General features: G+C 72.2%; 22 protein-coding genes, 1 tRNA gene and 2 pseudogenes. 13 read left to right on the top strand and 12 right to left on the bottom strand.

Features of this window, described 5'->3' with window-relative positions:
- Window positions 1-136: 136 nt before the first annotated feature.
- A complete protein-coding gene (locus ABZZ20_RS11285; RefSeq protein ID WP_356869114.1) occupies window positions 137-1,429 on the bottom strand; it encodes a hypothetical protein in 1,293 nt (430 codons plus the stop codon).
- A complete protein-coding gene (locus tag ABZZ20_RS11280) occupies window positions 1,426-2,490 on the bottom strand; it encodes a S8 family serine peptidase (RefSeq protein WP_356869112.1) in 1,065 nt (354 codons plus the stop codon). The genes ABZZ20_RS11285 and ABZZ20_RS11280 overlap by 4 nt, the downstream gene beginning before the upstream one ends.
- Window positions 2,491-2,779: 289 nt before the next feature.
- On the opposite strand from ABZZ20_RS11280, the gene ABZZ20_RS11275 reads away from it, so the two are divergent.
- Both ABZZ20_RS11275 and ABZZ20_RS11270 read left to right on the top strand, forming a co-directional pair.
- Window positions 2,780-3,253: a hypothetical protein gene (locus ABZZ20_RS11275; protein WP_356869111.1), complete on the top strand. Its 474-nt coding sequence runs from the start codon at window positions 2,780-2,782 to the stop codon at window positions 3,251-3,253.
- A gap of 56 nt (window positions 3,254-3,309) precedes the next feature.
- Window positions 3,310-4,241 (top strand): annotated as a pseudogene (locus ABZZ20_RS11270) (IS5 family transposase).
- 15 nt (window positions 4,242-4,256) lie between these two features.
- Here ABZZ20_RS11270 and ABZZ20_RS11265 read toward each other — a convergent pair.
- The 3 genes from ABZZ20_RS11265 to ABZZ20_RS11255 form a co-directional block, all read right to left on the bottom strand.
- Window positions 4,257-4,670 (bottom strand): GNAT family N-acetyltransferase, encoded by a 414-nt coding sequence (locus ABZZ20_RS11265; protein ID WP_356869109.1) that lies wholly within the window; start codon window positions 4,668-4,670, stop codon window positions 4,257-4,259.
- 235 nt (window positions 4,671-4,905) lie between these two features.
- Window positions 4,906-5,604 carry a 4'-phosphopantetheinyl transferase superfamily protein gene (locus ABZZ20_RS11260; RefSeq protein WP_356869107.1) on the bottom strand — a complete coding sequence of 233 codons (699 nt, stop codon included), beginning with the start codon at window positions 5,602-5,604 and terminating at the stop codon, window positions 4,906-4,908.
- Window positions 5,605-5,852: 248 nt separating this feature from the next.
- Window positions 5,853-6,377, bottom strand: a complete 525-nt coding sequence (locus ABZZ20_RS11255) for a hypothetical protein (protein ID WP_356869105.1) — start codon at window positions 6,375-6,377, stop codon at window positions 5,853-5,855.
- Window positions 6,378-6,724: 347 nt separating this feature from the next.
- Between ABZZ20_RS11255 and ABZZ20_RS11250 the strand changes: the two genes are divergently transcribed.
- Window positions 6,725-7,198, top strand: coding sequence for a phospholipase (locus tag ABZZ20_RS11250; protein WP_356869104.1), 474 nt, complete (start codon window positions 6,725-6,727; stop codon window positions 7,196-7,198).
- A gap of 229 nt (window positions 7,199-7,427) precedes the next feature.
- Here the strand turns inward: ABZZ20_RS11250 and ABZZ20_RS11245 are convergent.
- Window positions 7,428-7,667 (bottom strand): annotated as a pseudogene (locus tag ABZZ20_RS11245) (SAM-dependent methyltransferase); the annotation flags it as partial.
- Window positions 7,668-7,750: 83 nt separating this feature from the next.
- Here ABZZ20_RS11245 and ABZZ20_RS11240 point away from each other — a divergent pair.
- The gene (locus ABZZ20_RS11240) at window positions 7,751-9,283 is read left to right on the top strand and encodes an AMP-binding protein (protein ID WP_356869102.1); all 1,533 of its coding nucleotides are present in this window, start codon (window positions 7,751-7,753) and stop codon (window positions 9,281-9,283) included.
- 230 nt (window positions 9,284-9,513) lie between these two features.
- On the opposite strand, the gene ABZZ20_RS11235 is transcribed toward ABZZ20_RS11240, so the two are convergent.
- A tRNA-Arg gene (locus ABZZ20_RS11235) sits at window positions 9,514-9,586 on the bottom strand.
- Between the two features lie 332 nt (window positions 9,587-9,918).
- Between ABZZ20_RS11235 and ABZZ20_RS11230 the strand changes: the two genes are divergently transcribed.
- The 5 genes from ABZZ20_RS11230 (at window position 9,919) to ABZZ20_RS11210 (ending at window position 16,850) form a co-directional block, all read left to right on the top strand.
- On the top strand, window positions 9,919-11,532 hold the full coding sequence (locus ABZZ20_RS11230; protein ID WP_356869100.1) for a dynamin family protein: 1,614 nt from the start codon (window positions 9,919-9,921) through the stop codon (window positions 11,530-11,532).
- A 4-nt stretch (window positions 11,533-11,536) separates the two neighbouring features.
- Window positions 11,537-13,357 carry a GTPase gene (locus ABZZ20_RS11225; protein ID WP_356869099.1) on the top strand — a complete coding sequence of 607 codons (1,821 nt, stop codon included), beginning with the start codon at window positions 11,537-11,539 and terminating at the stop codon, window positions 13,355-13,357.
- A 155-nt stretch (window positions 13,358-13,512) separates the two neighbouring features.
- On the top strand, window positions 13,513-13,920 hold the full coding sequence (locus ABZZ20_RS11220) for a single-stranded DNA-binding protein (protein ID WP_356869097.1): 408 nt from the start codon (window positions 13,513-13,515) through the stop codon (window positions 13,918-13,920).
- A gap of 323 nt (window positions 13,921-14,243) precedes the next feature.
- Window positions 14,244-15,278: a thioester domain-containing protein gene (locus tag ABZZ20_RS11215; RefSeq protein WP_356869095.1), complete on the top strand. Its 1,035-nt coding sequence runs from the start codon at window positions 14,244-14,246 to the stop codon at window positions 15,276-15,278.
- A gap of 81 nt (window positions 15,279-15,359) precedes the next feature.
- Window positions 15,360-16,850, top strand: a complete 1,491-nt coding sequence (locus tag ABZZ20_RS11210; protein ID WP_356869093.1) for a phosphatase PAP2 family protein — start codon at window positions 15,360-15,362, stop codon at window positions 16,848-16,850.
- A gap of 149 nt (window positions 16,851-16,999) precedes the next feature.
- Here the strand turns inward: ABZZ20_RS11210 and ABZZ20_RS11205 are convergent, their stop codons facing one another.
- Window positions 17,000-17,536, bottom strand: a complete 537-nt coding sequence (locus ABZZ20_RS11205) for a hypothetical protein (protein ID WP_356869091.1) — start codon at window positions 17,534-17,536, stop codon at window positions 17,000-17,002.
- Between the two features lie 233 nt (window positions 17,537-17,769).
- On the opposite strand from ABZZ20_RS11205, the gene ettA reads away from it, so the two are divergent.
- The 3 genes from ettA to ABZZ20_RS11190 are packed head-to-tail and all read left to right on the top strand — an operon-like array spanning window position 17,770 to window position 20,649.
- Entirely contained in the window at window positions 17,770-19,434 is a 1,665-nt protein-coding gene (gene ettA, locus ABZZ20_RS11200; protein WP_356869089.1) for an energy-dependent translational throttle protein EttA, read from the top strand.
- Window positions 19,435-19,444: 10 nt separating this feature from the next.
- Window positions 19,445-19,912: a thioesterase family protein gene (locus ABZZ20_RS11195; protein ID WP_356869087.1), complete on the top strand. Its 468-nt coding sequence runs from the start codon at window positions 19,445-19,447 to the stop codon at window positions 19,910-19,912.
- On the top strand, window positions 19,909-20,649 hold the full coding sequence (locus ABZZ20_RS11190; RefSeq protein ID WP_356869086.1) for a hypothetical protein: 741 nt from the start codon (window positions 19,909-19,911) through the stop codon (window positions 20,647-20,649). The genes ABZZ20_RS11195 and ABZZ20_RS11190 overlap by 4 nt, the downstream gene beginning before the upstream one ends.
- A 91-nt stretch (window positions 20,650-20,740) precedes the next feature.
- On the opposite strand, the gene ABZZ20_RS11185 is transcribed toward ABZZ20_RS11190, so the two are convergent.
- Complete coding sequence (locus ABZZ20_RS11185; protein WP_356869084.1) at window positions 20,741-21,145, bottom strand: globin; 405 nt, start codon at window positions 21,143-21,145, stop codon at window positions 20,741-20,743.
- Between the two features lie 88 nt (window positions 21,146-21,233).
- Between ABZZ20_RS11185 and ABZZ20_RS11180 the strand changes: the two genes are divergently transcribed.
- On the top strand, window positions 21,234-22,313 hold the full coding sequence (locus ABZZ20_RS11180) for a methyltransferase domain-containing protein (protein ID WP_356869082.1): 1,080 nt from the start codon (window positions 21,234-21,236) through the stop codon (window positions 22,311-22,313).
- Here the strand turns inward: ABZZ20_RS11180 and ABZZ20_RS11175 are convergent.
- The 3 genes from ABZZ20_RS11175 to ABZZ20_RS11165 are packed head-to-tail and all read right to left on the bottom strand — an operon-like array spanning window position 22,294 to window position 26,245.
- A complete protein-coding gene (locus tag ABZZ20_RS11175) occupies window positions 22,294-23,247 on the bottom strand; it encodes an FHA domain-containing protein (RefSeq protein ID WP_356869080.1) in 954 nt (317 codons plus the stop codon). The genes ABZZ20_RS11180 and ABZZ20_RS11175 overlap by 20 nt on opposite strands.
- A 44-nt stretch (window positions 23,248-23,291) precedes the next feature.
- Window positions 23,292-24,617: a VWA domain-containing protein gene (locus ABZZ20_RS11170; protein WP_356869078.1), complete on the bottom strand. Its 1,326-nt coding sequence runs from the start codon at window positions 24,615-24,617 to the stop codon at window positions 23,292-23,294.
- A 47-nt stretch (window positions 24,618-24,664) separates the two neighbouring features.
- Window positions 24,665-26,245, bottom strand: coding sequence for a protein phosphatase 2C domain-containing protein (locus ABZZ20_RS11165; RefSeq protein ID WP_356869076.1), 1,581 nt, complete (start codon window positions 26,243-26,245; stop codon window positions 24,665-24,667).
- Window positions 26,246-26,247: the final 2 nt, after the last annotated feature.

Raw genomic sequence — 26,247 nt, 5'->3', positions numbered from 1 at the left:
GTCTGATCGCTCGGACGTCCCCCGCCGACTGGAATATCGCGTGATTCTCGACCTGGCCGATTAACCGGCGCCTCGCACGAGCCGGAGCGGGTGGACGCACCACCCCGGGGCCGCTCCGGCCGGTCGGGTTGCCGGGTCAGGCGATCGAGAAGGTGACGACCGTCTGATAGGTGTCGGCGAACATGAACGGCGGGAGCTGGATCATCCCGGCGCCGCCGACGGCGAACTCACCGCCGGTCAGTTCCTCCCCGCCGGCGGCCTGCGAGGCCACCTTCATCGGGGTCTCGGAGATCGCCCCGGGCGTGCCCGCGGTGCAGGTGCTCGGGCTGTCCGGGTTGGTCACGGTGCAGGACGGCTGGATGCCGATCTGCGCCTTCGCCATCGAGTGGCCGGTCGTCTGGTTCAGGAACGGCGTACGGGTCGCCGTCACGTCCCAGCCGAGCGTGCCGCCGCGGAAGTCCTGGACGGTCGCGGCGTTGAAGACGCCGACCACCGACTGGGCCTTGCCGTTGATGGTGACCGAGGGGAAGGCAACGGCCGGTTGGCCGTCCTTCGGACCGAGTGCCAGCGGGCCGGGGAGCACCTCGATGTCGACCGGGTTCTTCACGCCCGCCTGGTCCTCCAGGTACACGAAGGACTTGTACGGGGTGATCGACCCGTCGATCTTGAGGGCGTCGGCCTTCTTGGTGACGGTGATGTTGCAGGTGGCGGCGCCGGAGGCGTCCGCCGTGCCGGTGCCGGTGTCGCCGGTCGCCGCGCCCGCGAGGAGGGCGGAACAGGTGACGGGACCGGCCGGGAAGTTGGCGCCGGTGACGACGACGGCGGTGCCCGCCTTGCCGCTGTTGGGCGTCAACTTGGTGGTGACCGGGTCCTTGGGCAGGGCCTCTACCGCGACCGAGCCGATCGTGGCGCTCGGCCGGGGCGCCGGGGTACAGGTCGTGGTGAAGATCGAACCGCTCAGGTCCGCGTCCGTGACCGCCAGGTCGAGCTTGATGTCGACCGTGGTCCCCTCGGTGCCGTCCGGGATCTTGATGGTTCCGGAGAACGCCTTCGGGTCGAGCGGGGTGCCCGCGACGACGCTGACGGTCTCGGGCGGACTGGTGACCACCTGGGTGGTCGCCCCCACCTTGAGGGTGATCTTGGAGGTGTTCACCGTCGTGACGGAGAAGCCGGGGACCAGTGGGCTCGCACCCGGGTCGATGGTGATCGGAACGACGTCGCCGGCCTTGGCCTGGCCGGGCACGGTGATCGTGTAGTTCTGGTTGCCCGAACCGTCCGCCTGCGGTGCAGGGGCGTCGCAGTTCTCGAAGACGGGGGTGGTCACGGTCGCCGCCTGAGCGGTGCCGGTCAGGCCCACCACACCGCCCGTCAGCGCGAGGGACAGGGCGCCCACCCCGGCCAGAACTCTTCGTCGGAACGTTGTACTCACTGGGTCGCGACTCCTTCGTCAGACGAACCCTCCCCCCACCCGCTGTGGGGAGGAGGCCGAGCCGGTGCGGTGGCCGACATTGACGCGTCGCGGTGATGAGAAGTCAATGACTTGCTTTCGCCCGAAGCACACAGAAATTGATGTCCCATCAGACCGGGTCTGCGGCGGGCCGGGGCGGGTGGGATGCGTGGGGTGCCGACGTGCGACCGACCTGGTCGTCCGGTCACAGCACTAGCCGGTGGTGGCCGGGACGTGCAGCAGCAGGGCGGCGGTGTCGGCGGGGACCCCCGTGAGGCGGTCCGGTACGGCCCCCGCACCAGCGCCTCGGAGACCTCGGCCGGGGTCTTCGCCGTACCGCCCGCCGCAAGGCCCTCTGCGAGGACCAGCGCGGCGACGCCCGCCGCGGGCGGGGCCGCCATGGAGGTGCCGGAGGCGCGGGCGAGGGTGGTGGTGGAACCCTTCCAGGCCGAGATGACGGACAGGCCCGGCGCGGAGAGGTCCACACACCTGCCGTGGTTGGAGAACGACGCCCACCCGTCGGCGGAGTCCGTCGCGCCGACCGTGACGGCCACGGGGACGGCGGCAGGGGAGCCGGCACAGGCGTCCCCGGCGGCACTGTCGGCGGCGACGGTGAAGGTGATCCCGGCGGTGACCGCCCGGGTGACCGCCGCGTCCAGGGCGTAGCTGCGGGTGCCGCCCATGCTCATGTTCGCCACGGCGGGGGTGCCCGGGGACGCGGCTGCGTCCTTCACCATCCACTGACACCGCGCGGTGGTGGCGTACGCGTACGGGCCGTCCAGCGGGAGGTCGCGCCGGTCGATGGGGTCCAGCGGCCAGGGCGCGGGCTTCTGGGTGTCGCTGGTCCGGAACTCGGCGTCCGGTTCCACGGAGGTCACCCGCGGGTCGGCGGCGAGGACAGCGGCGCGGGCAGCCGTGGTGCGCACCGCGATGCCGCTGAGGACGCTGTTGTAGACGGCCCCCACCCGGTCGCCGGAGCCTGCGGCCTCGGCGGCCAGGGCGCGGGCCGGGGTGCGGGGACTGGTGTCCTTGAGGACCACCACGTAGGGGGCGGTGGGGGTTTCGGTGCGGTCCGCAGCGGCGTGTGCCGGGGGTGGCGGCAGGGCGGTGTTGTTGCCGGCGGGGCGGCTGCCGGGAGCAACGCGGTGAGTGCGGTCAAGCGGCCGATGCTCTGCGAGGCGGGGGCCGGGCGCGCGCGGAGGGTGCGCCGAGTGGGCGCACGACACGCCGCCGGACGGATTAGGACCTGTCCGGTCGATCATTGAGGCGATGGCGTTTGACGCCTGTGTATCTCGTTGTCGAAGGTCTCGTCGAGTGAGGTAGAAGGGGGGCATGGATACCGTCGTACTTGAACAGATGCTGGACGAGACCTTCGATCAGGCTGTTGTGCATCACGGATACACCAACTACATGCGCGACTACGAGGTCATCGTCTACGCGACGGCTGCTCCTCGTACCGGCATCACGCCGTCCCACCTGCGGTATCTCTTCCGGTACTGCGTTGAGGCCCGTTGTGAGACGTCGGTGTCGGCGCAGACCTGGCGGGTCTCTTTGGACGACCGGCTCATCGACCGGGAAACCGGTGTCGACCTTGATGGATACGTCTGGGGGGTGAAGTGGCATGACCTGTACCCGGGAGCCAAGCTTCTCCCTGAGTCGGAGGCGACCCGCCGCTGGTCGAAGGCCGTCGGGATCGACTTCCATGAGGTACGCATTGAGACCAACGCACACAACCTGACCTTGGTCTTCTCTGACCTTCAGGTGAGCGAGGTCCCGGTCGGATACACACCCTTCGTCACGGAGTAGGGATCAGGGTTCGTGTGATCTTGTGACCGACGTGTGGTCGGGTCGTTCCTCACGTCATGGGGCGGGGTGATCTGAGTGATGCCGAGTGGGAACGGCTGCGGCCGTTCCTACCGGTCAGCAACAGGCGTTGTGGCCGGTGGCGGGATCACCGGCAGGTGATCGATGGGATTCTGCACCGGGTGCGGACCGGCGTTCAGTGGCGTGACCTGCCCGAACGCTTCGGGCCGTGGAAGACCGTCTACGAACGGCACCGGCTGTGGTCGGCCGACGGGACGTGGGAGCGTCTGCTGCAGCAGGTCCAGGCCGCGGCGGATATGGCTGGTGAGGTCGACTGGGACATCTCGGTCGACTCCACCATCGTGCGGGCGCATCAGCACGCGGCGGGTGCCCGCACTGACCCGCCGCCGGCCCCCACCTCAAAGGGGGCCGAAGGGCCAGAACATCAGGACGAAACGCCGTGGCAGAGCCTGCACGCCCGCCTGGTGGAGGTGGTGCGGGAGGTGAGGGCCTGGGCCGCTCGCGCGGCGGGTTCACCACCAAGCTCCACCTGAGCGCGGACGGCCGCTGCCGCCCGCTGTCCCTGATCGTCACACCAGGTCAGCGGGCGGACTGTACCCAGTTCAAACCGGTTCTGGAAAAGATCCGCGTTCCGAAGCTTGGGCCAGGCAGGCCGCGCAAGAAGCCGGACAGCGTTGCGGCCGACAAGGCCTACAGCAACGGGCCGTGCCGCGACTATCTGCGGCAACGGGGCATCCGGCACACGATTCCCGAGAAGACCGACAGCCAGGCCGCCCGCCTGCGCAAAGGTTCACGCGGCGGACGTCCACCGGGCTTCGACGAAGAGCGGTACAAGAAACGCAACACCGTCGAACGGGCCATCAACCGGCTCAAGCAGCACCGGGCGGTGGCCACCCGCTACGACAAGCGCCGTTACGTCTACCTCGGCACCGCAACCGCCGCAGCCCTCACCATCTGGCTTCGCACATGATCGGCCGGACAAGTCCTAGCCGGAGAGGGGCCAGCCGCGCATGGCGAAAACGCCCTCGTCGCGGGAGCCGGCGGCGGCGTAGGTGGCGAGGGCCGCCTCGTTGTCGGTGTCGACTCCCACCCACATGCCGTAGCAGCCGCGAGCCTTGGCCTCGTCGGCGAGGGCCTCGGTCAGTGCCCGGCCGATGCCGCGGCGGCGGTAGCCCTCGTCGACGGAGAGCTCGTACAGGCACATCTCGGTGCCCTTGTCGGGGTGGCTCATCTCGACCCCGGAGACCATGCCGGCGGGGATGTCATCGACGTAGGCGACGAGCATCACGTGTCCGGGCGCAGAGAGGAAGTGCTCGGACCAGTCGGGCCGGGTGGGACCGTCGAAGAGCCCTTCCGCGGCCTGGAGTTCGGCGACGGTACGGGCGGGGCGGATGTCCATGGCGGTCACGATAGGCGCACGACGAGCGACGGCCCGGGTTCTTCACGGCGTGGCGGCCCGCGGAACGGCCGCCACGGACCTTGCCGGGGCGGGTCGTGCGTAGCTGGCCCGCTCACCCCACGATCGGGTGGGGCAGGCGTGGCCGGGTGGATCAGGCGTGGCCGCAGGGACGGATCCGGACGGACGGGTCAGCCGCGGCCGGACGGAGGCCATGGACGGAGGTCACGGTCGGAGATCAGGTGCGGACGGCGAGGGCCGCCGCGTAGGTCGGCGGAGCCGGGAGGTCCGTCAACTGCCAGCCGGGGACGGGAGCCGGGCGGGGGCCCGAGCCCACGTACGGTTCGACCACGCCCGTGGCGATCCCGGTGCCCGTGCCCTTGAGGTAGGCCTCCTTGCGCGACCACAGACGGGCTAGCGCCTCCTGCCGCTCCGCCTCGGGAAGCGCGGAGAGTTCCGCCGTCTCCGCCGGATGCAGGTTCTTGAGTATGTCCGCCACCGCTGCCGGGCTCGGAACCCCCTCCACGTCGATGCCGACCGGCACCCCCGCGAAGGCGAAGTACGCCAACCCGTCGCTGTGCGACAGCGAGAAGTGCACCGGGGCACCCTTGACCGCGGGCCGGCCGTGCGGGCCGTCGCAGCACGGGCAGTCCTCCCGGACCAGGGCGACCTCCTGCGGCGCCAGCCCCAGATAGCCACTGAGCAGTACCCGCAAGCCCACGTGCGAGGCGAGGTACCGGTGCCGGTCGCGGGGCCGCAACAGCCGCCCGGCCCGTTCGTGTTCGTCCGCGTCCAGGATCGACAGCGCCTCGTCGATCCGGTGGCCGCCGACCACGTCGAGGGTGGTGTCCAGGGACCACACGCTCACGGCAGCCCCCGCGGGGAGCTCGCCGGTCCGCGGGGTGTCCTCGCCGAGTCGGTTCAGGTTCGTACTCACCCGACGAGGGTAGACGAGGGGCTCGCGGCGGCCCGGTTATTCTCGTGCTTTCGTCGGTCAAGGGATCTTGCGGTGCAAAGTGCCGTTGTAACGAAGGAAGATGACCGGATCCGCTGGGTCGAGCTGGCCGGGGAGGAACCGCCCTCGACGCGGCCGGCGTCACCCGCGGGCACAGCATCATGCGCGACAACCCGGAGGGTTTCGGGCGGGCCACCGCTGCCGCGCTCGCCCGTGACTAGACGCCGGACCTACCCGTGGTGACGGGTGGGGGCCGCGGCTGGGGCGCCGTCCTGTGTCTTGGCCCCCGGCGAGGGCGTCCCGTCGGTCCAGGCGTAGACCCGCTTGCCGCGCACCGAGACTTGGTACTGGTGGACATCGCGGCATTCGGGCCGCTCCTCGGCCCGCGTGCCGCGCGGCCACCACGTGGCGTCCATGTGCCGCCGACCGAGTTCCTTCGGCGTGCCGGTGGTGCACTGCGGACCGTCCATCGGGGTTGCGCCGAGTGTGAAGCGGATCAGCCTGGCCCCACCGGTGGTGCGCGCGCGTATGCGTATGTCGCTGGCGTCCTTGGGTACCCAGGAAGGCAGCGCGAAGGCGGGCTGGCCGTGGGTGGGCGCATCGGCGGCGGTCGCGAAGTGCCGGCTCTTCTCCTTGAAGAGCTGGTCGTTGATGGAGTCGGTCACGGGGTTGGGCGGGAGGTTGGGCAGCGCGAAGGCGGCGGTGGCGAGGACTCCCACGGTGGCGACGGCGATGACGAGGGGACGGCGGTTCATGTGATCCAGTCTTGCCGTTGCGGTCCTCGCGCGCGTCCCTCCGCAGGACGAATCTGCCCTCTGCCCGAAGTCTGATATCAGGTCCTACCTGAGGGTGTAGGCGACTACGCCGGTCGCCCCGGCGGTGCGCCGGGCCTTCGCGAGGGGCGAGAGGGTCCTACAGGGGTCGGCCCGGGCCCAACTGACGACAAACCCGGGGCCCCGACCCGCGGACCACCCCGACACCCGTGCCGCCACAGGGCGTTATAGCAGCGTTGAGGGGTGGCGATAGGACGCCCGCCGAGGGTGGAAATCGACGCCGTACCGGGTTACCCGGGCGGGCCCCCACCGCGTTCCGGAGGAATGTCATGCGCCGTCGTCCCGTTCCCGTCCTCGCATCGGCCGCCGCGGCCGGTGCGCTCGTCCTCGCCACCCCCGCCTCGGCGGCCCCGGCCGACAAGCCCCAGGTGCTCAGCGGTTGGACCCAGACCAGCGCCGCCAGCTACAACGCCTGGGTCACGGCGCGCGGGAGCCGGGGCACGTGGGGGTCGTACGGCTTCGACTGGTCGACGGACTACTGCTCGTCCTCGCCCGACAACCCCTTCGGTTTCCCCTTCCAGATGTCCTGCGCCCGCCACGACTTCGGCTACCGCAACTACAAGGCTGCCGGCGCCTTCCCCACCTCCAAGGCCCGGCTGGACGACGCCCTGTACGCGGACCTGAAGCGGGTCTGCTCGGCATACTCGGGTGTGAGGAGGACCTCCTGCGACGGCACTGCCTGGACCTACTACCAGGCGGTCCATACCCTCGGCGTCTCCCCGGAGGACGTGCCCGTCGCCTGAGCCGTCCGCGACCGACTCCGGACCCCCGATCCCGGATCTCCGGTTCCACCCTCCGCTCACGTCAGCTCCGCCGGTCCGGTGGAGCCGAGGCCCGCCCCCGACCGGGATCCACCCGATCGGGCGATGCTCAGGTCGACCACGTAGTGCTCCTCGATCCAGCCGGCCGGGAACAGGGCCGACAGTCGGACGCGCTCGGCGGCGAGGAAGGCGTCCGTGCCGGGCTCGCCGACTCCGCGGCCATCCCCTCGCCCGACTCGACCGCGACCACCCGCGCCCCGCGCGCGTGCAGCAGAGCGGTCGCGATCCCGGTGCCCGCACCGACGTCGGCCACACGGGCACCGGACAGTGCGAAGCCGGCGAGGTCCTCCAGGGTGTCGAGGAGCGCGGGTGGGTACGAGGGGCGGTGGGCGGCGTAGCGCTCGGCCGCCGAGTCGAACGAGCGAGCACGGGCTTGGGATCCGGTCGTCATGGCACCCATGGTCGGCGCCTGAGCCCGGGCGCACCAGGTGGCCGACCACGGAGGGTCGGCCCCGTTCACGGAAGGTGGTGGGCGTGACCGCGCGCTATGTCACGGATCTGGTGGGGGCGTTGGAGCGGTACGCGGGGCGGCCTTCGCTCGGCGCCCACGGCGCCGGGCTGACCTTCTCGGAGCTGCTGGACCTGGTGTACCGGCTGGCCGGGGCGCTGGCGGAGCACGGGGTCGGGCCCGGTACAGGGCTGGCCTGCGTCTTCGGCGGCAACCGGCTGGAGGTGCTGCCGGTCCGGTTGGCCGCGCACGTGCTGGGCGCGCGGCTGACCCAGATCGTCGCGGATCCGTACGTCCACGGCCTGGAGTTCGTCCTGCGGGACTGCCTGCCCCGGCTCGTGGTGCACGATGTGCCCGTACCGGATACGGGGGCGGCCCGGCTGGCCCTGGACGAGCTGCTCAAGGAGGCGGCCGGCCGGGAGGCGACGCCACTGCCCGTACGGGCGCGGGAGGACGACGTGGCGCGGGTGACGTACACGGGCGGTACGACTGGGGTGCCCAAGGGGGTGGCCTCCACCTTCCGCGCGCTCGGGGCCCGGACGGACGGCCGCGCAGGCCGCGATGACCACGCAGGCCGCAATGACCGCGCCGGCCGGGATCGCGGTGTGGACCGGGGCCGGCTGACGTACCTCTCCGTCACCTCACTCGCCCACCGGTCCGGCGGCCGCTGCCTGGAACAGCTGCGCTGCGGGGGCAGGGTGGAAGTGCAGGACGCCTTCGACACCCGGAAGTTCGCGGCCGACTGCGCACGGCTCGGACCCGTGTCCACGTACCTGACACCGGCGATGGTGTACCGCCTGCTGGACGATCCGGACACGGCCGCTGGGATCCCCGGACTGAGCGTCGTTTCGTACGGCGCGGCTCCTATCCTGCCCGAGCGGCTGTACGAGGCCGTGACCCGCTGGGGTGGCCACTGGCAGCAGGGCTACGGCATGAACGAGGCCGCGGTGATCTGCCGCCTCACCCCCGCCGACCACGAGGCCGCCGTCGCCGGCCGGCCCGAGTTGCTCGCGTCGGTCGGCCGCCCGGTGCCGGGGGTCGAGGTCGAGGTGCGCGACGCGCACGGCCGGGCACTGCCTCCCGGGCGGACGGGCGAGGTGTGGACGCGGTCCGCGGCGATGATGACCGGCTACTGGAATCGCCCCGACCTGACGGCCGCGGCGATCAGGGACGGATGGCTGCGCACCGGCGATCTCGGGCATGCCGACGAGGACGGGTACCTCCACCTCGACGACCGGGCCGCGGACGTGGTCATGGTCGAGGGGGACAACGTCTACTGCCTCCCGGTGGAGGCGGCGTTGACCCGCCACCCCGGGGTCGCCCAGGCCGTGGTGGTGGGCCGCCACAGCCCGCTGACGGGCGAGGAGGTCTGCGCCTTCCTGGTCCCGGCGCCCGGCCGCATCCCCGACGCCGCGACGGCGGCCGAGGCCTGCGACCTGGTCCTGGCGACCCTCGCCCCGGCCCACCGTCCGACAGCCGTGTTCTGGCGGCAGGAGATCCCCCTGACCCCCCGGGGCAAGCCGGACAAGCGCCGCCTACGCGAAGAGGCCACCCCCTGATCCCCCGGCGGCCGGGGACCGAGCGAGCCCCGAAAGGGTGAGGCCGACCACCTCACCCGAAGGCGCCGGGGCAGTGCAACGCCGTGAAAACGGAATCCGGCCGGAGGCCGGCACGAGCGCGAGCCGACTCGCCTACCCGGTCCCGCGCGCCCTGCAAAGGGCGTCGCCCGCCCGCGTCGACCTACAAGAAAGCCCTCCGCGGAGGAGGGCTTGGGGTGGGACGTGAAGAGTGCCCCCGGCAGGACTCGAACCTGCGGCCAAGTGCTTAGAAGGCACCTGCTCTATCCACTGAGCTACGGGGGCCGGAAGGTGGCCGTGGCGGCCTGGAGCCCCGGGGTGGGGGTGGGACTGTCGTCCGTGCCAGGTCAAGGATAGGGCTCCGGTTGCCTTGTCCCGGTTGCTTCACCCGCGTGCCACGATGTGGAGGTTCGGTGAAGCGGTCCCGATAATCGCAGGCAGGTGCGATTCTCGCACCGCTTTTACGCCGCGGCGCCCTGGGTGTTGTGCACTCGTTATGCCTGTGTCCCACTCGTCCTCCGTGTCCAAAAGGTCCTGCTGGAGTTGCGGTCGGCGCGCAGGGGACGTATAAGCTTCAAAAATGGCCTTAAATTGGGCATTCTTCGCATGTGGTGACCTTGGATGTTCGGCCTCAGCTGCTCGATGCCCTGTCCGCCCTGCGCGACCGGGTCGCGTCCGTGCGTCTGCCGCTGCCCCTGCCCGGCGCTCCGCGCGCCCGCCAGACCAGAGTCGAGTTGCTCGCGCAGCTCGACGACTACCTCGTACCCCGGCTGAAGGCGCCCGAGGCGCCGCTGCTCGCCGTCGTCGGCGGGTCCACCGGGGCCGGTAAGTCCACCCTCGTCAATTCCCTCGTGGGGCGCCAGGTGAGTGAGGCCGGCGTACTGCGGCCCACCACCCGCATCCCCGTTCTCGTCTGCCATCCGGACGACCATCACTGGTTCGCGGGCATGCGGGTGCTCCCCGATCTGATGCGCGTCTGGGCTCCGATGGACGAGGACGACCCGCTCCCCGAACTCGACCGAGATGCCTCCCGCAGCCGCCGGAGCACCACTGCCACCCGCGAACTGCGGATCGAGACCGTGGCCGGCCTGCCGCGCGGGCTCGCTATCCTCGACGCCCCCGACGTCGACTCCCTCGTGGTCGAGAACCGGACACTTGCTGCCCAGCTCATCTGCGCCGCCGACGTCTGGGTCATGGTCACCACTGCCTCGCGGTACGCCGACGCCGTTCCCTGGCACCTGCTGCGCGCCGCCAAGCAGTACAAGTCCACCCTGGTCATCGTTCTCGACCGGGTCCCGCACCAGGTACTGGCGGAGGTCTCGCGACAGTACGGGGCGCTGCTCACTCGGGCCGGACTGGGCGACGTACCGCGGTTCACGGTGCCCGAACTTCCCGAGTCGGCCGGCGGGGGCGGGCTGTTGCCGGCCAGTGCCGTCGCCCCGCTGTTCGCGTGGCTCGCCCACCACGCGCAGGATCCGGCCGCCCGGCAGTACGCCGTCGGGCGGACCGCGCTCGGCGCGCTGGACTCCCTCGGTCGGCGGATGCCGGAGCTGGCATCCGCCGTCGCCGCCCAGCACGCCGCCGCCGTACGGCTGACCTCGGCCGTGGAAGACGCGTACAGGAGGGAGGGGAAGCGGGTCCGCAACCGGCTCGACCAGGGCGCCGTACTGGCCGGGGACGCACTGACCCGGTGGCGCGGCTACCCCCTCGACACCAGCGCCGACGAACTGCTCGACTCGCTCGCCGAGTCGCTCGCCGCGCTGCTCCAATGCGCGGTGGCCGCCGCCGACGAGCGGATCGCCGAGGCCTGGCGGCGCGAGCCGGCCGCCAGCGCGGTGCCGATGCCCGGGCCGGACCGGGAGGCGGGGGAGCGCATCGGCATGGCCGTACGGCTTTGGCGGCGCGTGCTGGAGGAACTCGCAGAGGAAGAGGTCGCGAAGCTCGACAAGCAGCCCGCGCCCGACCCCGACGGGGTCGCCGCCCTGCTGGTCGCCGCCCTACTCGGTGGCAAGCGCGCCCGGCCCGCCGGGGAGAAACTCGCCGAACGGATCGGCGTACAGGCCGCCGTGTGGCTGCGCGACCGGGGCGGCGAACTGGTCACGCAGCACCTGGAGCAGGTGCTGCGCGCCGAACGGGACCGGCGGTTGGCCCCGCTGGAGGCGCTCGACGTGACCCCCGAACCACAGGCCGAGCTGATTGCCGCACTGTCCGTACTGCAGAAGGAGAGGTGACGCGGTGAACGCCTTGACCGACCGCACCGACGACCGCTGGGACGACGGACTCATCGCACGCTCGCGCCGGGTCGGGGAGATCGACGACGAGGACCGGGACGAGGGCGACGACGCGCTGGTCCGGGCGGTCTCCGGCGCAGGGAGCGACGGAGGCAAGGCCCCCTCGCCCCCGCTGAGCCCCGAGGGGCAGGCGCTGCGCACGCGCCTGGAAGCGCTGCGTCAGCTGGTCGGACTGTCGCGGACCCGACTGGACGGCAAGACCCTTGCCGAAGCCGGCCGAGTGCTGGACGAGGCCGCCGCACGGCGCGGGCTGTCGCCGCAGCACACGGTCGTCGCGATCGCCGGAGCCACCGGAAGTGGCAAGTCCACGCTCTTCAATGCACTCGCCGGGGTGCAGATTTCCGAGACCGGCCTGCGCAGGCCGACCACTGCCGCGCCCATCGCGTGCAGCTGGTCGGACGGCGCGGCCGGACTGCTCGACCGTCTTGAGATCCCGGGCCGGCTGCGGCGCCGGCCGCGAGAGACCTCGGAAGCCGGGGCGCTGCGCGGGCTGGTCCTCGTGGACCTGCCGGACCTGGACTCCGCGGTCGGCGCCCACCGGGACCACGTGGACCGGGTGCTCGCCCTGGTCGACGCCGTGGTGTGGGTGGTGGACCCGGAGAAGTACGCCGACGCGGTGCTGCACGAGCGGTACCTGCGACCGCTGGCCGGACACGCCGAGGTGACGTTCGTCGTGCTGAACCAGGTGGACCGGCTGCCCGGCGAGTCGGTTGACCTCGTACTGGACGACCTGCGGCGACTGTTGGACGACGACGGCATCGCGCTCGGCGAGTACGACGAACCCGGCGCCACCGTCCTCGGACTGTCGGCGCTGACCGGCGAGGGCGTCGGGGAACTCCGCGAACTGCTCGCCCAGTTCACCCAGGAGAGGGGGGCCGCGACCCGGCGCATCTCCGCCGACGTCGACCGCGCCGCGGTGCGCCTGCGCCCGCTGTACGTGTCCGACGGTCACCCGGGGCCGGAGATCGGCGAGGCGGCGCGCGCCGAGTTCGAGGACCGGCTGGCGGAGGCGGTCGGGGCGTACGCGGCCGGGCTCGCCGCCGAGCGCGCCTGGCGGCGCAATGCCGGAAAGGCGTGCGGTACCCCGTGGCTGCGGCTGTGGCGGTGGTACGAGAGCAGGCGAGCCCCGCGCACACTGGCCGGGCTGGCAGCCCTGGCAGCGATCGGCGGCCGGGGAGGCCCCGCGGGCGCGCAGGCGCCGGCCGAGGAGGAGGTGACCGCGCGTCAGCGGGTGGAACAGGCCGTACGGACGGTCGCCGACGCGGCGGCGGAAGGGCTGCCCGACGCGTGGGCGCAGGCCGTGCGGGAAACAGCGGTGCGCGGCGCGGAGGAGCTCCCGGAGGCGCTGGACGAGATCGCGGTGACGCTGGGGTCGGCGGTGGCGGTGCCCAGCGTCAAGCCACCGCGGCCGAGGTGGTGGCCGGCGGCGGTACTGGTACAGGCGGCCATGACGCTGCTGCAGATCTACGGCGGGCTGTGGCTGGTCGGGCAGATCGTCGGGGTCCTGGAGCCGAGGTTGATGCCGCCGGTGCTGCTGATGGTGGCGGGCATCGTCGGCGGCCCGCTGGTGGAATGGGCCTGCTCGATCGCGGCCCGCGGCCCGGCACGGCGGTACGGGCAGGATGCGGAGCGGCGGCTGCGACAGGCGGCGGCCGGCTGCGGGCGCGCCCGGGTGCTGGAGCCGGTGGCAGCGGAGCTGCTGCGCTACCGGGAGGTGCGCGAGCAGTACGCGGCGGTGGCGAAGTTGTCCACAACCCGCCAGTAATCCACAGGCCGGAGCGAGAATCGGGCGGCTGCGCCAGCATGGTCGTACCCCGTGCGGAGGGTCCGCGCGGGGACGGATGCCAATGCGAATGCGGGTGTGGACGCGGATGTGGATGTGGACGCGGCTGCGTGAGCGTGCGGGGGAGGGCTGCCGGGATGAACGACACCTTGGTGACGCTGGTCGGTTGTGTGGCAACGCAGATCGACTACAAGGAGACGGTGAACGGGCCGTCGGCGAGGTTTCGGTTCGCCGTGACGCCGCGGTACTTCGACCGGCGCAAGGACACCTGGACCGATGGCTCCACCAGCTTCTACACGGTGTGGGCGCGGCGCGCGCTCGCCTTGAACCTTGCGGGTTCCGTCTCGGTCGGAGAACCGTTGGTGGTGCACGGGCGACTGCGGGTGCGGGACGATCCGCCCGACGGTGAGGGCAACCGGTGGTTCTCGGCGGAAATCGACGCCACTGCCATCGGCCACGACCTGAGCCGGGGGACGGCGGCGTTCCGCCGGGTCGTCAGGGTGGATCCACCGCTGATGGACACTCAGAAGGCGGCGGTGGTCTGAGTGTTCGAGACGGTTAGGATTCCCCGGTACTCACGGGCACCTGGGTCATTGGCCCGAAGGGGAAGACTGTGTCGATTGCCGTTCCCGCATCCTCCGCTCCTGATTCCGTTCCTTCTTCGCTCACTACTGCCGTCACTCCCGCCGTTCCTGTCGCTCCTGCCGTTCCCGGCACACCTGTTATGCCGGTGGCGCCGGTACGGGGATCCGCACGAAGGCCGTTGGCCGCGGCGCTGCTCGCCGCAGCCCTGGCTGCTGCGCCCGGCGCTCGGGCAGCTGCCGACTCCGGGCCGCCTGCACCCCGGACACCCGAGGGTGCGAGCGCCGTGCTGGACGGGCTGAAGACCTACGGGCAGGCGGTCCTGCACGCCACGGACGGTTCGGTCCGGCAGATCCCGGCCGGGCTGTACGAGATGCGGGTCGACGGCGGTGGAATGCTGCAGACCTACGGGGTCGGCGTGGCGGGCAACGCGCAGCCGCAGGCCCGGTTCACGGAAAGCGGCTGGGCCGGAACCCCGCTCGGCGGGAACGGGGAGGCGGGACGGATCCGCTGGGTCCTCGAACACTCCTACCCGCAGCTGAACGATCTCGCCGGACTGGCCAAGGCGGCAGGAGCCGGGGCCCTGACCGCGGAGAGCGCGGCGGCCGGGACCCAGGTGGCGATCTGGCGACTGGCGGACGGGGCACAGGTGGAAGCCACCGATCCGGCAGCGGAGAAGCTGGCCGACTACCTCCAGCGCTCGGCGGGCAAGCTCCCGGAGCCGCCGGCCTCACTCGGGCTGGACCCCGGGGACATGTCCGGGCCGGTCGGCACGCGGCTCGGCCCGGTCACGGTGCGGACCGGTGCCCAGAGCGTAACGGTCACCCCGGACTCGGCGGCCGTCGCGATGGGGGTACGGGTGGTGGACGCCGAGGGGTTGCCGCTCACCACCGCCCGGAACGGGAGCCAGCTGTACTTCGAGGTCCCCGCGGGCACCCCGGACGGGGTGGCTTCGGTGACCGTCCAGGGCGCCACGAAGGTACCCGTTGGGCGCGTCTTCACCAGCGGGGTACCGGCCCAGGCGCAGATCGTGGCGGGCTCCAGCGCCTCCGCGACCACTGCCACGGCGAGTGCGGTCTGGCCGCAGCGTGTCGTGGCCGAGGCGGGCACGACGGGCGAGGCCGCGGCGGTGACCCAGGCCTCCCCCGCAGCGTCGGCGCCGACCGCGTCCACCACGGACGAGGAGCGCCTCGCGACCAGCGGCAGCTCGGCCGCCACACCGGTCATCGCCTCGCTGGCGGTGGGCCTCGTGGTACTGGGCGGCTTGGTGGTCCTCGTACTCCGCAAGCGCCCGCTCGACGAGGAGGAGGACACGGCTTAGAGCCGACAGGGAGCGACGCCATCGGGGCCGGGCCGGTGGGGCTGCTGATTCCGGAGGTGGTGCTGCGGGTAAGCGCTGGAAATGGCAGATCACAAGATGACCTGGAAGGGCGCCGCCGCGCACTGGGACCGGGAACTGTTCGACAAGGTGGCCCGCCGGCATTGGCCCCCCGCCGATCGGGTGCTGCCGAGACTGGGGCGGGCCGCGAACCACGGGATGCTGTGGGGCGGGGCCGCCGCGGCGATCGCCCTCCTCGGCTCGGCCGGGGCCCGCAAGGCGGCTCTGAGCGGAGTGGCCTCGTTGGCGGTGGCCTCGGCGACCGTCAACACCGTCGGCAAGTGGTCCGTACGCCGGCCCCGGCCGCTGCTGGAGGGGGTGCCCGAAGGGCGGCGGCTCGGGCGGCAGCCGCAGACCACTTCGTTCCCCTCCGGGCACTCGGCGTCCGCGTTCGCGTTCACTACCGGACTGGCGCTGGAGGCGCCCGGCTGGGCAGCGGCGCTGGCGCCGGTGGCCGCGTCCGTGGCGTTCTCCCGGGTGTACACCGGGGTGCACTACCCGTCCGACGTGGTGGCGGGAGCGGCGCTGGGGGCGGCCGTGGGTCTTGTCGTACGGCGCGTGATGCGTGGCGTCGAGGACGTCTGGGTGGTGCCGGGTGACGAGCGGGCGGCCACCGAGGCACCCGCGCTGCCGGACGGAGCAGGGCTCGTCGTGGTGGTCAACACCGGGTCGGGCACGGTCGGCGCCGCGCGCATGGACCACCTGCGGGCCCGGCTACCCAAGGCCGAGGTGATCGAGTGCGGGGGGCCGGACCTGCTCGGGGAGCTGGCGAAGGCGGCAGCCCGGGCCACCGTCCTCGGGGTGTGCGGCGGTGACGGCACGATCAGTGCGGGCGCCACGGCCGCGCTGCGGGCGGGGTTGCCGCTGGCCGTGTTCCCCGGCGGCACGCTCAACCACTTCGCGCACGACCTCGGTCTCGCCGGAGTCGAGGGCACCTGTCGTGCCGTCGCCGCCGGCCAGGCGGTCCGGGTCAGCGTGGGCCGCTTCACCCCCGGTCCGGATTCCGGGGACGGCGCCCCGGAGTACTTCCTGAACACCTTCAGCATCGGGGCCTACCCGGAGCTGCTGAGGCACCGACTGCGCTGGGCACCACTGATCGGGCCGGCTCCCGCCGCACTGCTGGCGGCCTGGCAGGTGCTCCGCGCCCAGCGCCCCGTACGGCTCCGGCTGGCCGGGCAGCCCCGGAGCGCCTGGCTGCTCTTCGCGGGCAACGGCACCTACCGCGGCACCGGGCCCACTCCCCGACACCGCGACAGCCTCGGCGAAGGCCTGCTCGACATCCGTCTCGTCCACGGCGGCGGCCGCCCCGGGCCGCGCCTGCTCGCCGCCGCACTCGCGGGCCCCCTGACCCGGTCCCCCGTCCACACGGCGACCCGCCTGCGCAGCCTGCGCATCGGGGACATTCCGCCGGGCACCCCGCTCGCCTACGACGGCGAGTACGCCCCCGCCCCGCCCGCCCTGGTCCTCGACACGATCCCGGACGCCCTGACGGTCTACCGCGAGACTCGACCGTAGGGCCGGACGGCACCGTACGGCCCGTCCGGTGCCGTCCGGCGTCCCCGCCACCCGCCACCCGCTGCCCCGCCGCCCGCTGCCCGCCGCCCCGGGGCGGCGGGCGGCCCCCGTGGATCGGCAGCGGGCCGTCGGCGGTGACGACGCGGCCCTCAGGGGACCATCGAGGAGCGGGCCGCCGGTCGTGAATCGACTCCCAGGTCCGCCCGCATGGCGCCGCGCATGACCACCCACTGTTCGTTCGCCCGCAGCAGGCCGGTCCGTATCTCCTCGAACGAGCCCTCGGGTGCGGCGCTGCCATCTTCCAGCCGCATGACCCGGTCGTACATCTGCGCAAGGATCTGCGCCATCGAGTCCAGCTCCGCCAGCACCGCATCGGAAGCGACCATCTGCGCCTCGGCGAAGGAAGCGTGCATCGCGTGACGTGCGTCCTCCAGGGCTGTCCGCGCCTCCACGGTGACCTCCCCCTTGTGAACGAGCCACAGGTACTTCATGAGTTCGATGCGGTAGCGGCGGTAACCGGAGTTCGAGGTCACGTAGCAGTCACGCCGTTTGCCCAGCTCGACGAGCTGTTGCTCGCGGACCCACTGGGCACCGGTCGCGCGTTCCTGACGTTCGAAGCGCTCCGATTCGGCGCGTGCGACAAGCCGCGTACGCGCCGCCGCACTGCCAGCGCTGGGGCCCGTCACCTGCGGGAACAGGCCTGGTGGCGGCTCTTGCCGGGCCGTCCTCGGGCCGCCGGAGGGGGGCCGAGGGACGGCCAACGACGGCCGACGGTGACCGACGACGGCGTGCCGGCCAGGTGCCCATCTGGTCGGAGCCCAGGTCAGCGCCCCGGGACTGTACCGGTTCGCCCCTAGGTGTAGACGGCTGGCAGTATGGGGTGTATCTGCCCACCCATCGATCTGCCGGACGGTTTCTCTTGGCTGAGTACATCTACACCATGCGCAAGACGCGCAAGGCGCACGGCGACAAGGTGATTCTTGATGACGTCACCCTGAACTTCCTTCCCGGCGCGAAGATCGGTGTGGTTGGCCCGAACGGTGCCGGTAAGTCCACCGTTCTGAAGATCATGGCGGGTCTGGAGCAGCCGTCCAACGGCGACGCCTTCCTGGCGCCCGGTTTCACCGTCGGCATCCTCATGCAGGAGCCCAAGCTCGACGAGTCGAAGACCGTTCTGGAGAACGTCCAGGACGGCGCCGCCGACACCGTCGCGAAGCTCAACCGCTTCAACGAGGTCGCCGAGCTGATGGCGACCGACTACTCGGACGCGCTCCTCGACGAGATGGGCAAGCTCCAGGAAGACCTGGACCACTCCAACGCCTGGGACCTCGACGCCCAGCTGGAGCAGGCCATGGACGCCCTGGGCTGCCCGCCCGGAGACTGGCCGGTCACCAACCTCTCCGGTGGTGAGAAGCGCCGCGTCGCGCTCTGCAAGCTGCTGATCGAGGCCCCGGACCTGCTCCTCCTCGACGAGCCCACCAACCACCTCGACGCCGAGTCGGTGAACTGGCTGGAGCAGCACCTTTCGCAGTACAAGGGCGCCGTCGTGGCCGTCACCCACGACCGGTACTTCCTCAACAACGTCGCCGAGTGGATCCTCGAACTCGACCGCGGCCGTGCCCACCCCTACGAGGGCAACTACTCCACCTACCTGGAGAAGAAGGCCACCCGCCTCAAGGTCGAGGGCCGCAAGGACGAGAAGCGCCAGAAGCGTCTCAAGGAAGAGCTGGAGTGGGTCCGCTCCAACGCCAAGGGCCGGCAGACCAAGTCCAAGGCCCGTCTGGCCCGCTACGAGGAGATGGCGGCCGAGGCGGACAAGATGCGGAAGCTGGACTTCGAGGAGATCCAGATCCCGCCGGGCCCGCGTCTGGGCTCGATCGTGGTCGAGGTCAACAACCTCTCCAAGGCGTTCGGCGACAAGGTCCTCATCGACGGCCTGTCCTTCACGCTGCCGCGCAACGGCATCGTGGGCGTCATCGGCCCGAACGGCGCCGGCAAGACCACGCTCTTCAAGATGATCCAGGGCCTGGAGGAGCCGGACTCCGGCTCCGTCAAGATCGGCGAGACCGTCAAGATCTCGTACGTCGACCAGTCCCGAGCCAACATCGACCCCAAGAAGACCCTCTGGGCGGTCGTGTCGGACGAGCTGGACTACATCAACGTCGGCCAGGTCGAGATGCCGTCCCGCGCGTACGTCAGTGCGTTCGGCTTCAAGGGCCCGGACCAGCAGAAGCCGGCCGGCGTCCTGTCCGGTGGTGAGCGTAACCGCCTCAACCTGGCGCTGACGCTCAAGGAGGGCGGCAACCTGCTGCTCCTCGACGAGCCCACCAACGACCTCGACGTCGAGACCTTGTCCTCGCTCGAGAACGCACTGCTGGAATTCCCCGGTGCGGCCGTGGTCATCTCCCACGACCGCTGGTTCCTCGACCGGGTCGCCACGCACATCCTGGCGTACGAGGGCGATTCCAAGTGGTACTGGTTCGAGGGCAACTTCGAGTCGTACGAGAAGAACAAGATCGAGCGTCTCGGCCCGGACGCGGCTCGTCCGCACCGTGCCACCTACAAGAAGCTCACGCGAGGCTGAGGCCGAAAACATGGCCAGACACCACTACCGGTGCCCCCTGCGCTGGGCGGACATGGATGCCTTCGGGCACGTCAACAACGTGGTCTTCCTCCGTTATCTGGAGGAAGCGCGGATCGACTTCATGTTCCGCCTCGCGCCGGGTGAGGGCAGCGAGTCCTTCACGGGCGGCTCCGTCGTGGCCCGCCACGAGATCGACTACAAGCTGCCCCTCGTCCACCGACACGAGCCGGTCCTCATCGAATCCTGGGTGACCCGGATCGGCGCCGCGTCCCTGACCATCGGCTACGAGGTCAAGGACGAGGCGACCGAGGACGCGCCCGAGACGGTGTACGTGCGGGCCGAGACCGTGGTCGTGCCGTACAACCTCGCCGAGGGGCGGCCCCGCCGCATCACGGCCGAGGAGAGGCGCTTCCTCCAGGAGTACCTCGACGAGCCGAGCGGCAAGCCCAAGGGGGCCGAAGGGCGTCTGGCGGCATGACCGAGCAGCTGCACTTCGCCGACTCCGGGGAGGCGGCGGACCTCGCCGCCTTCCTGGGTCGGCTGGTGCACTACGACCGCGCCGCCGCGGTCCGCGTCCTGGGGGGACCTCCCACGCCGGAAACCGCGGAGGGCGGCGGCACCCTCGCCGTCTTCGGGCGACCGCCGTCCTTCGAGGTCCTGGCGATCCGTACGGTGCGGCTCGCCGCGCCCGTTTCCCTGCCGTTGGACGTGACCGTGTCCGCCGGCGAGCTGCTGGAGTCCGTGGACGAGGGTGCCGCCGGCGCGGCCCTGCCCGGGCCGGTCACCGGGCCGCCCTGGGCCGGGGTGCTCCCGCCCCGCGGCGGCTGGCAGCAGGTATCCGGACTGCCAGGGCCGGAGGAGATGCGGGCCGCCGTGGCCGCCTCGGTCGCCGAGTTCCGCGCCCGTGACGAGGCCCTGCCCCCGCAGCACCGCACCCGGTCCGAGCGCGACCGCATCGGTCGTGAGATCTGGTCCCGGACGCTGGGGGACACCGGGCTCCCGCTGCGTGCCGTGCACGCCGCGCAGTCCCTCGGCTTCCTGCGGCCGATCCGGTCGGTCGTGGCCCCCGGGGCCTTCGCGCCCGGCGCCCCCGACCCGGTGGCCCTGTTCGCCTCCGGCAGCTGGCTGCGGCTGCGCACCCCGTACGGCTCCATCGCCATGCGCCGTCCCGACGGCATCGGCGGCCTGGGCGCCCTCCAGGTCCGACCGGTCTAGCCCGCGGCTTCCGCCTCCGCCGTTTCCTTCACCTCCGGCGCGTCTTCCGCTTCCGCCCGGAGCCGTGCGTGCGTACGGGCTCCCGTACGCACTAGCCCGCAGTGTTGATCATCGATGCGGCGGCGTACGTCAGGTACCGCCACAGCTGTGCCTCGTGCTCCGGCGCCAGGCCCAGCTCGTCCACCGCCACCCGCATGTGCCCCAGCCAGGCGTCGTGCGCCGCCGCGTCCACCTGGAACGGGGCGTGCCGCATCCGCAGCCGCGGGTGGCCGCGGTTCTCGCTGTACGTGTTCGGGCCGCCCCAGTACTGCATGAGGAACAGGACGAAGCGCTCCTCGGCGGGGCCGAGGTCCTCCTCCGGGTACATCGGGCGCAGCAGCGGGTCCTGCGCGACCCCCTCGTAGAAGCGCCTCACCAGGCGACGGAACGTCTCCTCGCCGCCCACCTGCTCGTAGAACGTCTGCTCCTGAAGCGTGCCCCGCGGAATCTCATTCACACGACCATCGTCTCAGACGCCCGGATGGAGGACCGGAGTCTTAGGACCCTCGCTCGCCTCCCGGGCCGGGCGGCAGGACAGTGGAGCCATGGGTGCACACTCCGCACGTCCGGCCCACTCCACCGGGGCCGCCCATCCCGACCGGCCCGCGCATGCGGCGCCCGCGTACCCCGCGCCCGCCGAGGGGCGGGATCTACGGGAAGCCGCGCACGCCGCCCAGGTACGGGAGCTGACCGCCGCCGGGGTGTTGGAGGACCCCGCGTGGCGGGCGGCCTTCGCCGCGGTGCCCCGACACGTCTTCGTCCCGTACTTCTACACCGGCCGCGGGGCCGGCCACGAGCGGCTGTGGGGCGAGGACCCGGACCCCGCCCACCGGGCCCGCTGGCTGCGCGGCGTCTACACGGACGCCCCGCTCGCCACCCGTCTGCGGGACGGCGAACTGGTCTCGTCCAGCAGTCAGCCGTCCCTGATGGCGAAGATGCTGGAGGCGTTGGACGTCCGCGACGGCGACAACGTCCTGGAGATCGGAGCGGGCACCGGTTACAACGCCGCCCTGCTCTGCCACCGGCTCGGCGACGAGCGGGTCACCACGGTGGACCTGGACGAGGAGATCGCCGAGTCCGCGCGGGCACACCTGGCCCGGCTCGGCTACCGACCGACCGTGATCGCCGGGGACGGCGCGCGCGGGTGTCCCTCGCGGGCGCCGTTCGACCGGGTCCTGGTGACGTGCACGCTGCCGCTGATCCCGCACGCGTGGCTCGGTCAGTGCCGGCCGGGGGCGCGGATCCTGGCTCCGCTGTCGACCGGGTTGATCGCTCTGCGGGTCCGGGACGCCGACTTCGCGGAAGGCCGCTTCCTGCACACCGCGGCGTACTTCGTACCGCTGCGCGGCGCCACCGCCTCGCCGACCTCGCCGGGGGACTCGTACGGGCTCCCCTACGAGCTGGTGGGGAACGAGCGCTTCCAGTTCATGCTCGTGCTGACCGCGGGAGCACTGCATCCCCGCGAGGCCCTGGACCTGTGGCGGGGCGAGGGCCGCCCGGGCCGGGAGCGGTTCGGTGTGACGGTCAGCGCCGAGGGCCAGTGGTCGTGGCTCGACGACCCCCAAGGTCCATACGTATGGCCCTTGGGGGAGCCGCAGAGACCGCTTAGCCCCGGCGGATGGTGATCGTGGTCCAGGCGCCCACGTGGACCCGGTCGCCGTCGGCGAGCGGGATCGGGACGTAGGGCTGGATCGGCTCCTCGCCACCGTTGATGGTGGTGCCGTTGGTCGAGTTCTGGTCCACCACCGCCCAGCTGAGGTCGGGCTGCTGGACGAGCACCGCGTGCTGGTGCGAAACACCCGGGTCCTCCGGAGGCACCGACAGGTCGATGTCGGGGGACTCGCCCGTCGAGGCACGGCGGCGGCCGATGGTGATCTGGCCGCCGGAGAGCGGGAGGTGCTGCTCCGGGGAGTAGGCGGGCAGGTTGAGCCCGGCTGCCTCGGGGCCGCTGCGCTGCATCATCGCCATGAAGTACGAGCGGTCGGGGCCGATCGTCGCGCTCCAGACGCCGCTGTTCTGGGGCGGGAAGGGCTGCTGGTGTTGCTGGGGCTGGGGCTGGTGCGCCGGCTGGTACTCGTGTTGCTGCTGGTACTGCGGCTGCGGCTGCTCGTGAGCAGGCGGCGGCAGCAGCCAGTCGTCCTCGCGCTGCAGCGGCTCGGCCGGCCGGTTGACCCGGGACGGTCGCGAGCCCTGGTAGTCGAAGTGGTCCTGGGAGAAGACCGGCGGCGGCGGAGGGGGCGGCGGCGGGGTGACCCCGGCCCCAGCCGCGGCTCCGTTCCCGCCAGCGGCTCCCGCCTCCGCACCGAGCGGCGTGTACGAGGTCGCCGAGCGCGTCAGGAAGTTGTACCGGCACTCCTCGCAGAATGGGGCCATGGCCTCGCGCGGGGTCCGGCACTGCGGGCAGAGCTCTGCTTGGGCGGTCGGCTCACCGGTGGTGGGGGGATAGCCGTAGCCGTAGGAGGGCGCTGCGGGCGCGCCCGCAGCGGCAGCCATGCGGTGGCCGCAGACCTCGCACCAGTCGTCGGAGGCGGACTGGTGCCCGTTCGGGCAGGTCGGCATGGCGGCTCTTCCCCCTTCAGCCTGCGTCATCGCGGCAGGTCTTCTCAGGTCTTCTTCACTCGGACGGTCTGGGTCGAACGCGTTTCGAGGGTCATCTCGTCGGCGTCGGCCACCTTCGCTTTCAGCCGCACAGTACCCGCCGCCGCGTCGACGACGTCCACCACCTTCGCCAGCAGTTTGGCCGTGTCTGCGTTTCCGGAGGCACTGGCCAGCTGTACGGCGCGGCCGAGTTTGGCCGTGGCGCCGCCGACATCGCCCAGTTTGCGCGCTTCCAGCCCCTGTTGGATAGCCTGCGCGAGTTCCGCCTGACCGGTGTAGTGGGCGACCTGCGGGTTGATGGCGGTGGAGGCGGCCAGATCGTCCGTCCACACCGCCCGGACCAGTCCCTGGGCGAGCGTGGTCGGTGGCTCACCCGGCAGGCCGGGGATGAGGAGCGTGGCGCGCGCCGCCAGCATCTCCTGCCCGACGGAGGCGGCCGGGACGCGGACGCACACGTGGTACTCGCGGGACTCGTCGCCCCACGACCCGGTCGGGTAGTCGCCGGCACGCGGGCCCGCCTCGGCACGGCGGTCGGTCAGGTCCCGGACGGTGGGGGCGACCTGCTTGACGTACTGGATCTCCACCCCGACCGGGGTCCACAGGCGCAGCGCGACGTCCGCGACCTCCTTGCCCATGACGTTCTCCATCATGCGCGTGAAGTCCTCGGTGAGGTGCGCCGGGTCCGCCACGATGTCGGCCGAGCCGAGCAGGGCGCCGGCGATGCCGGTGACCTCCTTGACCTCCCAGTCGGTGCCCACCCCGCGGGCGTCGCAGGTGAAGCGCCCGGCGCAGGCGTCGAGGGTGGCGCGCAGCACCGCCGGGTCCTCGTGTTCGTTGCGGCCGTCGGTGAGCAGGATGCCGTGCCGGATGGTGGCGGAGGACTGGCGCAGCAGGCCGTCGGCGAGGCGCAGCCAGGTGCCGATCGCGGTGCCGCCACCCGCACTGAGGCCGCGCAGGGCCCCCTTGGCCTGGGCGCGGGTGGCCGGGTCGGCGACGGCGAGCCGGCCTTGGCCGGGGTAGACCTCCTTGGCCACGTGCGTGCCGGCGATGACGGCGAACGCGGTGCCGTCACGCAGGGTGTCGATCGCGGCGGCGGTGGCCTCGCGGGCACCGCGCATCTTGTCCGGCGGGTACTCCATCGACCCCGAGCAGTCCACCATGATCACGACGGCGGCCGAGCCCCGGCCGGTCGCCGCGCGGGTGGCGGTGGCGCCGCCGGTGGAGGTGACCGTGACGATGGCGTGGACGTCCCGCCCGCCCTCGGGGAGGAACTCGTTCTGGTACACCTCCACGCTGAAGCGCGGGGCGCTCGGCTTGGCGAAGTTCGCCATCGGTTGGACTCCTAGGACAGGGACGGGACGGTACGGCGACGGGTGGATCAGGCCTGACGGCGTACTTCCCCTTCCCCTTCCGCTTCCGTTTGCGATTCCGCTTGTGGCCGGTCCGGTCTTGCTGCTTCCTGCCCGGGCGGCGCGGCGAAGGGTACGACGGCCACGGTGACGTTGTCGTGGCCGCCCCCGTCGAGCGCGTGCCCCACCAACACCTGCGCGCTGTGCAGGGGTCGGGCGGCGGCGTCCGCGGGGAGGATCCGTGCCATGTCCTGGGCGGACTCGGCGTAGTTCCACAGGCCGTCGGTGCACACGACCACGACGCCCGCGTGGTCCGGTTTGAAGGTGGCGGTGTGCGGCTCCAGGTCGTACGCGTCGGCCCCGAGCCAGCCGGTGATGGCGTGGGCGCGGACATCGGCGTAGGCCTCGGCCTCGCCCATCAGGCCGGCCGCGACCATCTGGGCGGCCCAGGAGTCGTCCTCGGTGAGGCGGCGCGCCATCGCGTCGCGGTCGTCCGGAACCCAGTACGCGCGGCTGTCGCCCACCCAGCCGATGGTCAGCAGGCCGCCGCTGACGACGGCGCCGACCAGGGTGCAGGCGGGGGCGTTCTGCGCGCCGGGAACCTCCGGTGCCAGGGCGTTCACGGCGGAGGCCGCGGCCAAGATGGCTTCGTGCATGGCCTCTTGGGGGTGGGCGCCGCGAGGAAGGGCTTCGAGCAGCGCCTCGTTGGCGGCGCCGGCCGCGGCGGCCGACGCCTCGTCGGGGCGGCTGGCGGAGGAGACGCCGTCGCAGACGACGGCCACCGTCGCGGCGGAGCCGTCGGGCAGGGCAGTGGCCGAGACGGCGAACGAGTCCTCGTTGCGGTGGTGGCGCAGTCCGCGGTCGCTGACGGCGGCGACGCTCCCGAGTTCCTCCTCCAGGTGGTCCCGCTCCCGCGGCTGCGCGTGCCCGCAGTGCTCGCAGTACCCGTCGGTGTCCACCCGCCCGGCCCGGCAGGCCACGCAGGTCTTCCCGCCGTCACCGGCCCCCGGCGCGGGAGGGCCCCCGTGCGGGGTGGCGCCGTACGGGGCTTCGTGCCCCGGGCCGTGGCCGGGACCGTACGGGTCTTCGGCGGCGCTCCAGGGGACTCCCTCCGGAGGGGTCGGGGTGGCGCCGGGCCGGTCGTGGCGGATCTCGCCGCCGGACGTCGGATCGGGCGACGCGCTTGCGTACGCGGGCTCGGGCGCGCCGTACGCCTCGCTCCGCGGCGGTGCGGGCGGGGGGACGTCCCCGGCCGGCTCCACGACGGGCGCCCCGGCCGGCTCGACGGGCGCCGCTGCGGGGCGTGCGGCCGGCGCTGCGGCGGGTCGTGCCGAGCCGGTCCAGCCGGCGGTGTCCCCGACGAGCGTGGGCGCCGCGCCCGCCGCGACGCTGCCCCACCCGGGCGCGGGCTCCGCCAGGGCGTAGCCGCCGCTCGGACCGGTCCGACCGGTCGGGGCGGCCGGCAGCGGCTGGATCGGGAGGGTCGGGTTGTCCTGGGACACGGGTGGCGGCACGGTGGACACCGGGGAGCCGCACAGGCCGCAGAAACGGTCACCCTCCTCAAGGGGCTCGGCGCAGCTCGGGCAGCCAGACGGCCGATGCATCGACATCA

The sequence above is a fragment of the Streptomyces sp. NPDC006430 genome (genome assembly GCF_040612395.1).
GTDB lineage: Bacteria > Actinomycetota > Actinomycetes > Streptomycetales > Streptomycetaceae > Streptomyces.
The sequence above is the reverse complement of the archived record's forward strand: the minus strand, read 5'-3'. Positions and strand labels throughout refer to the sequence as shown.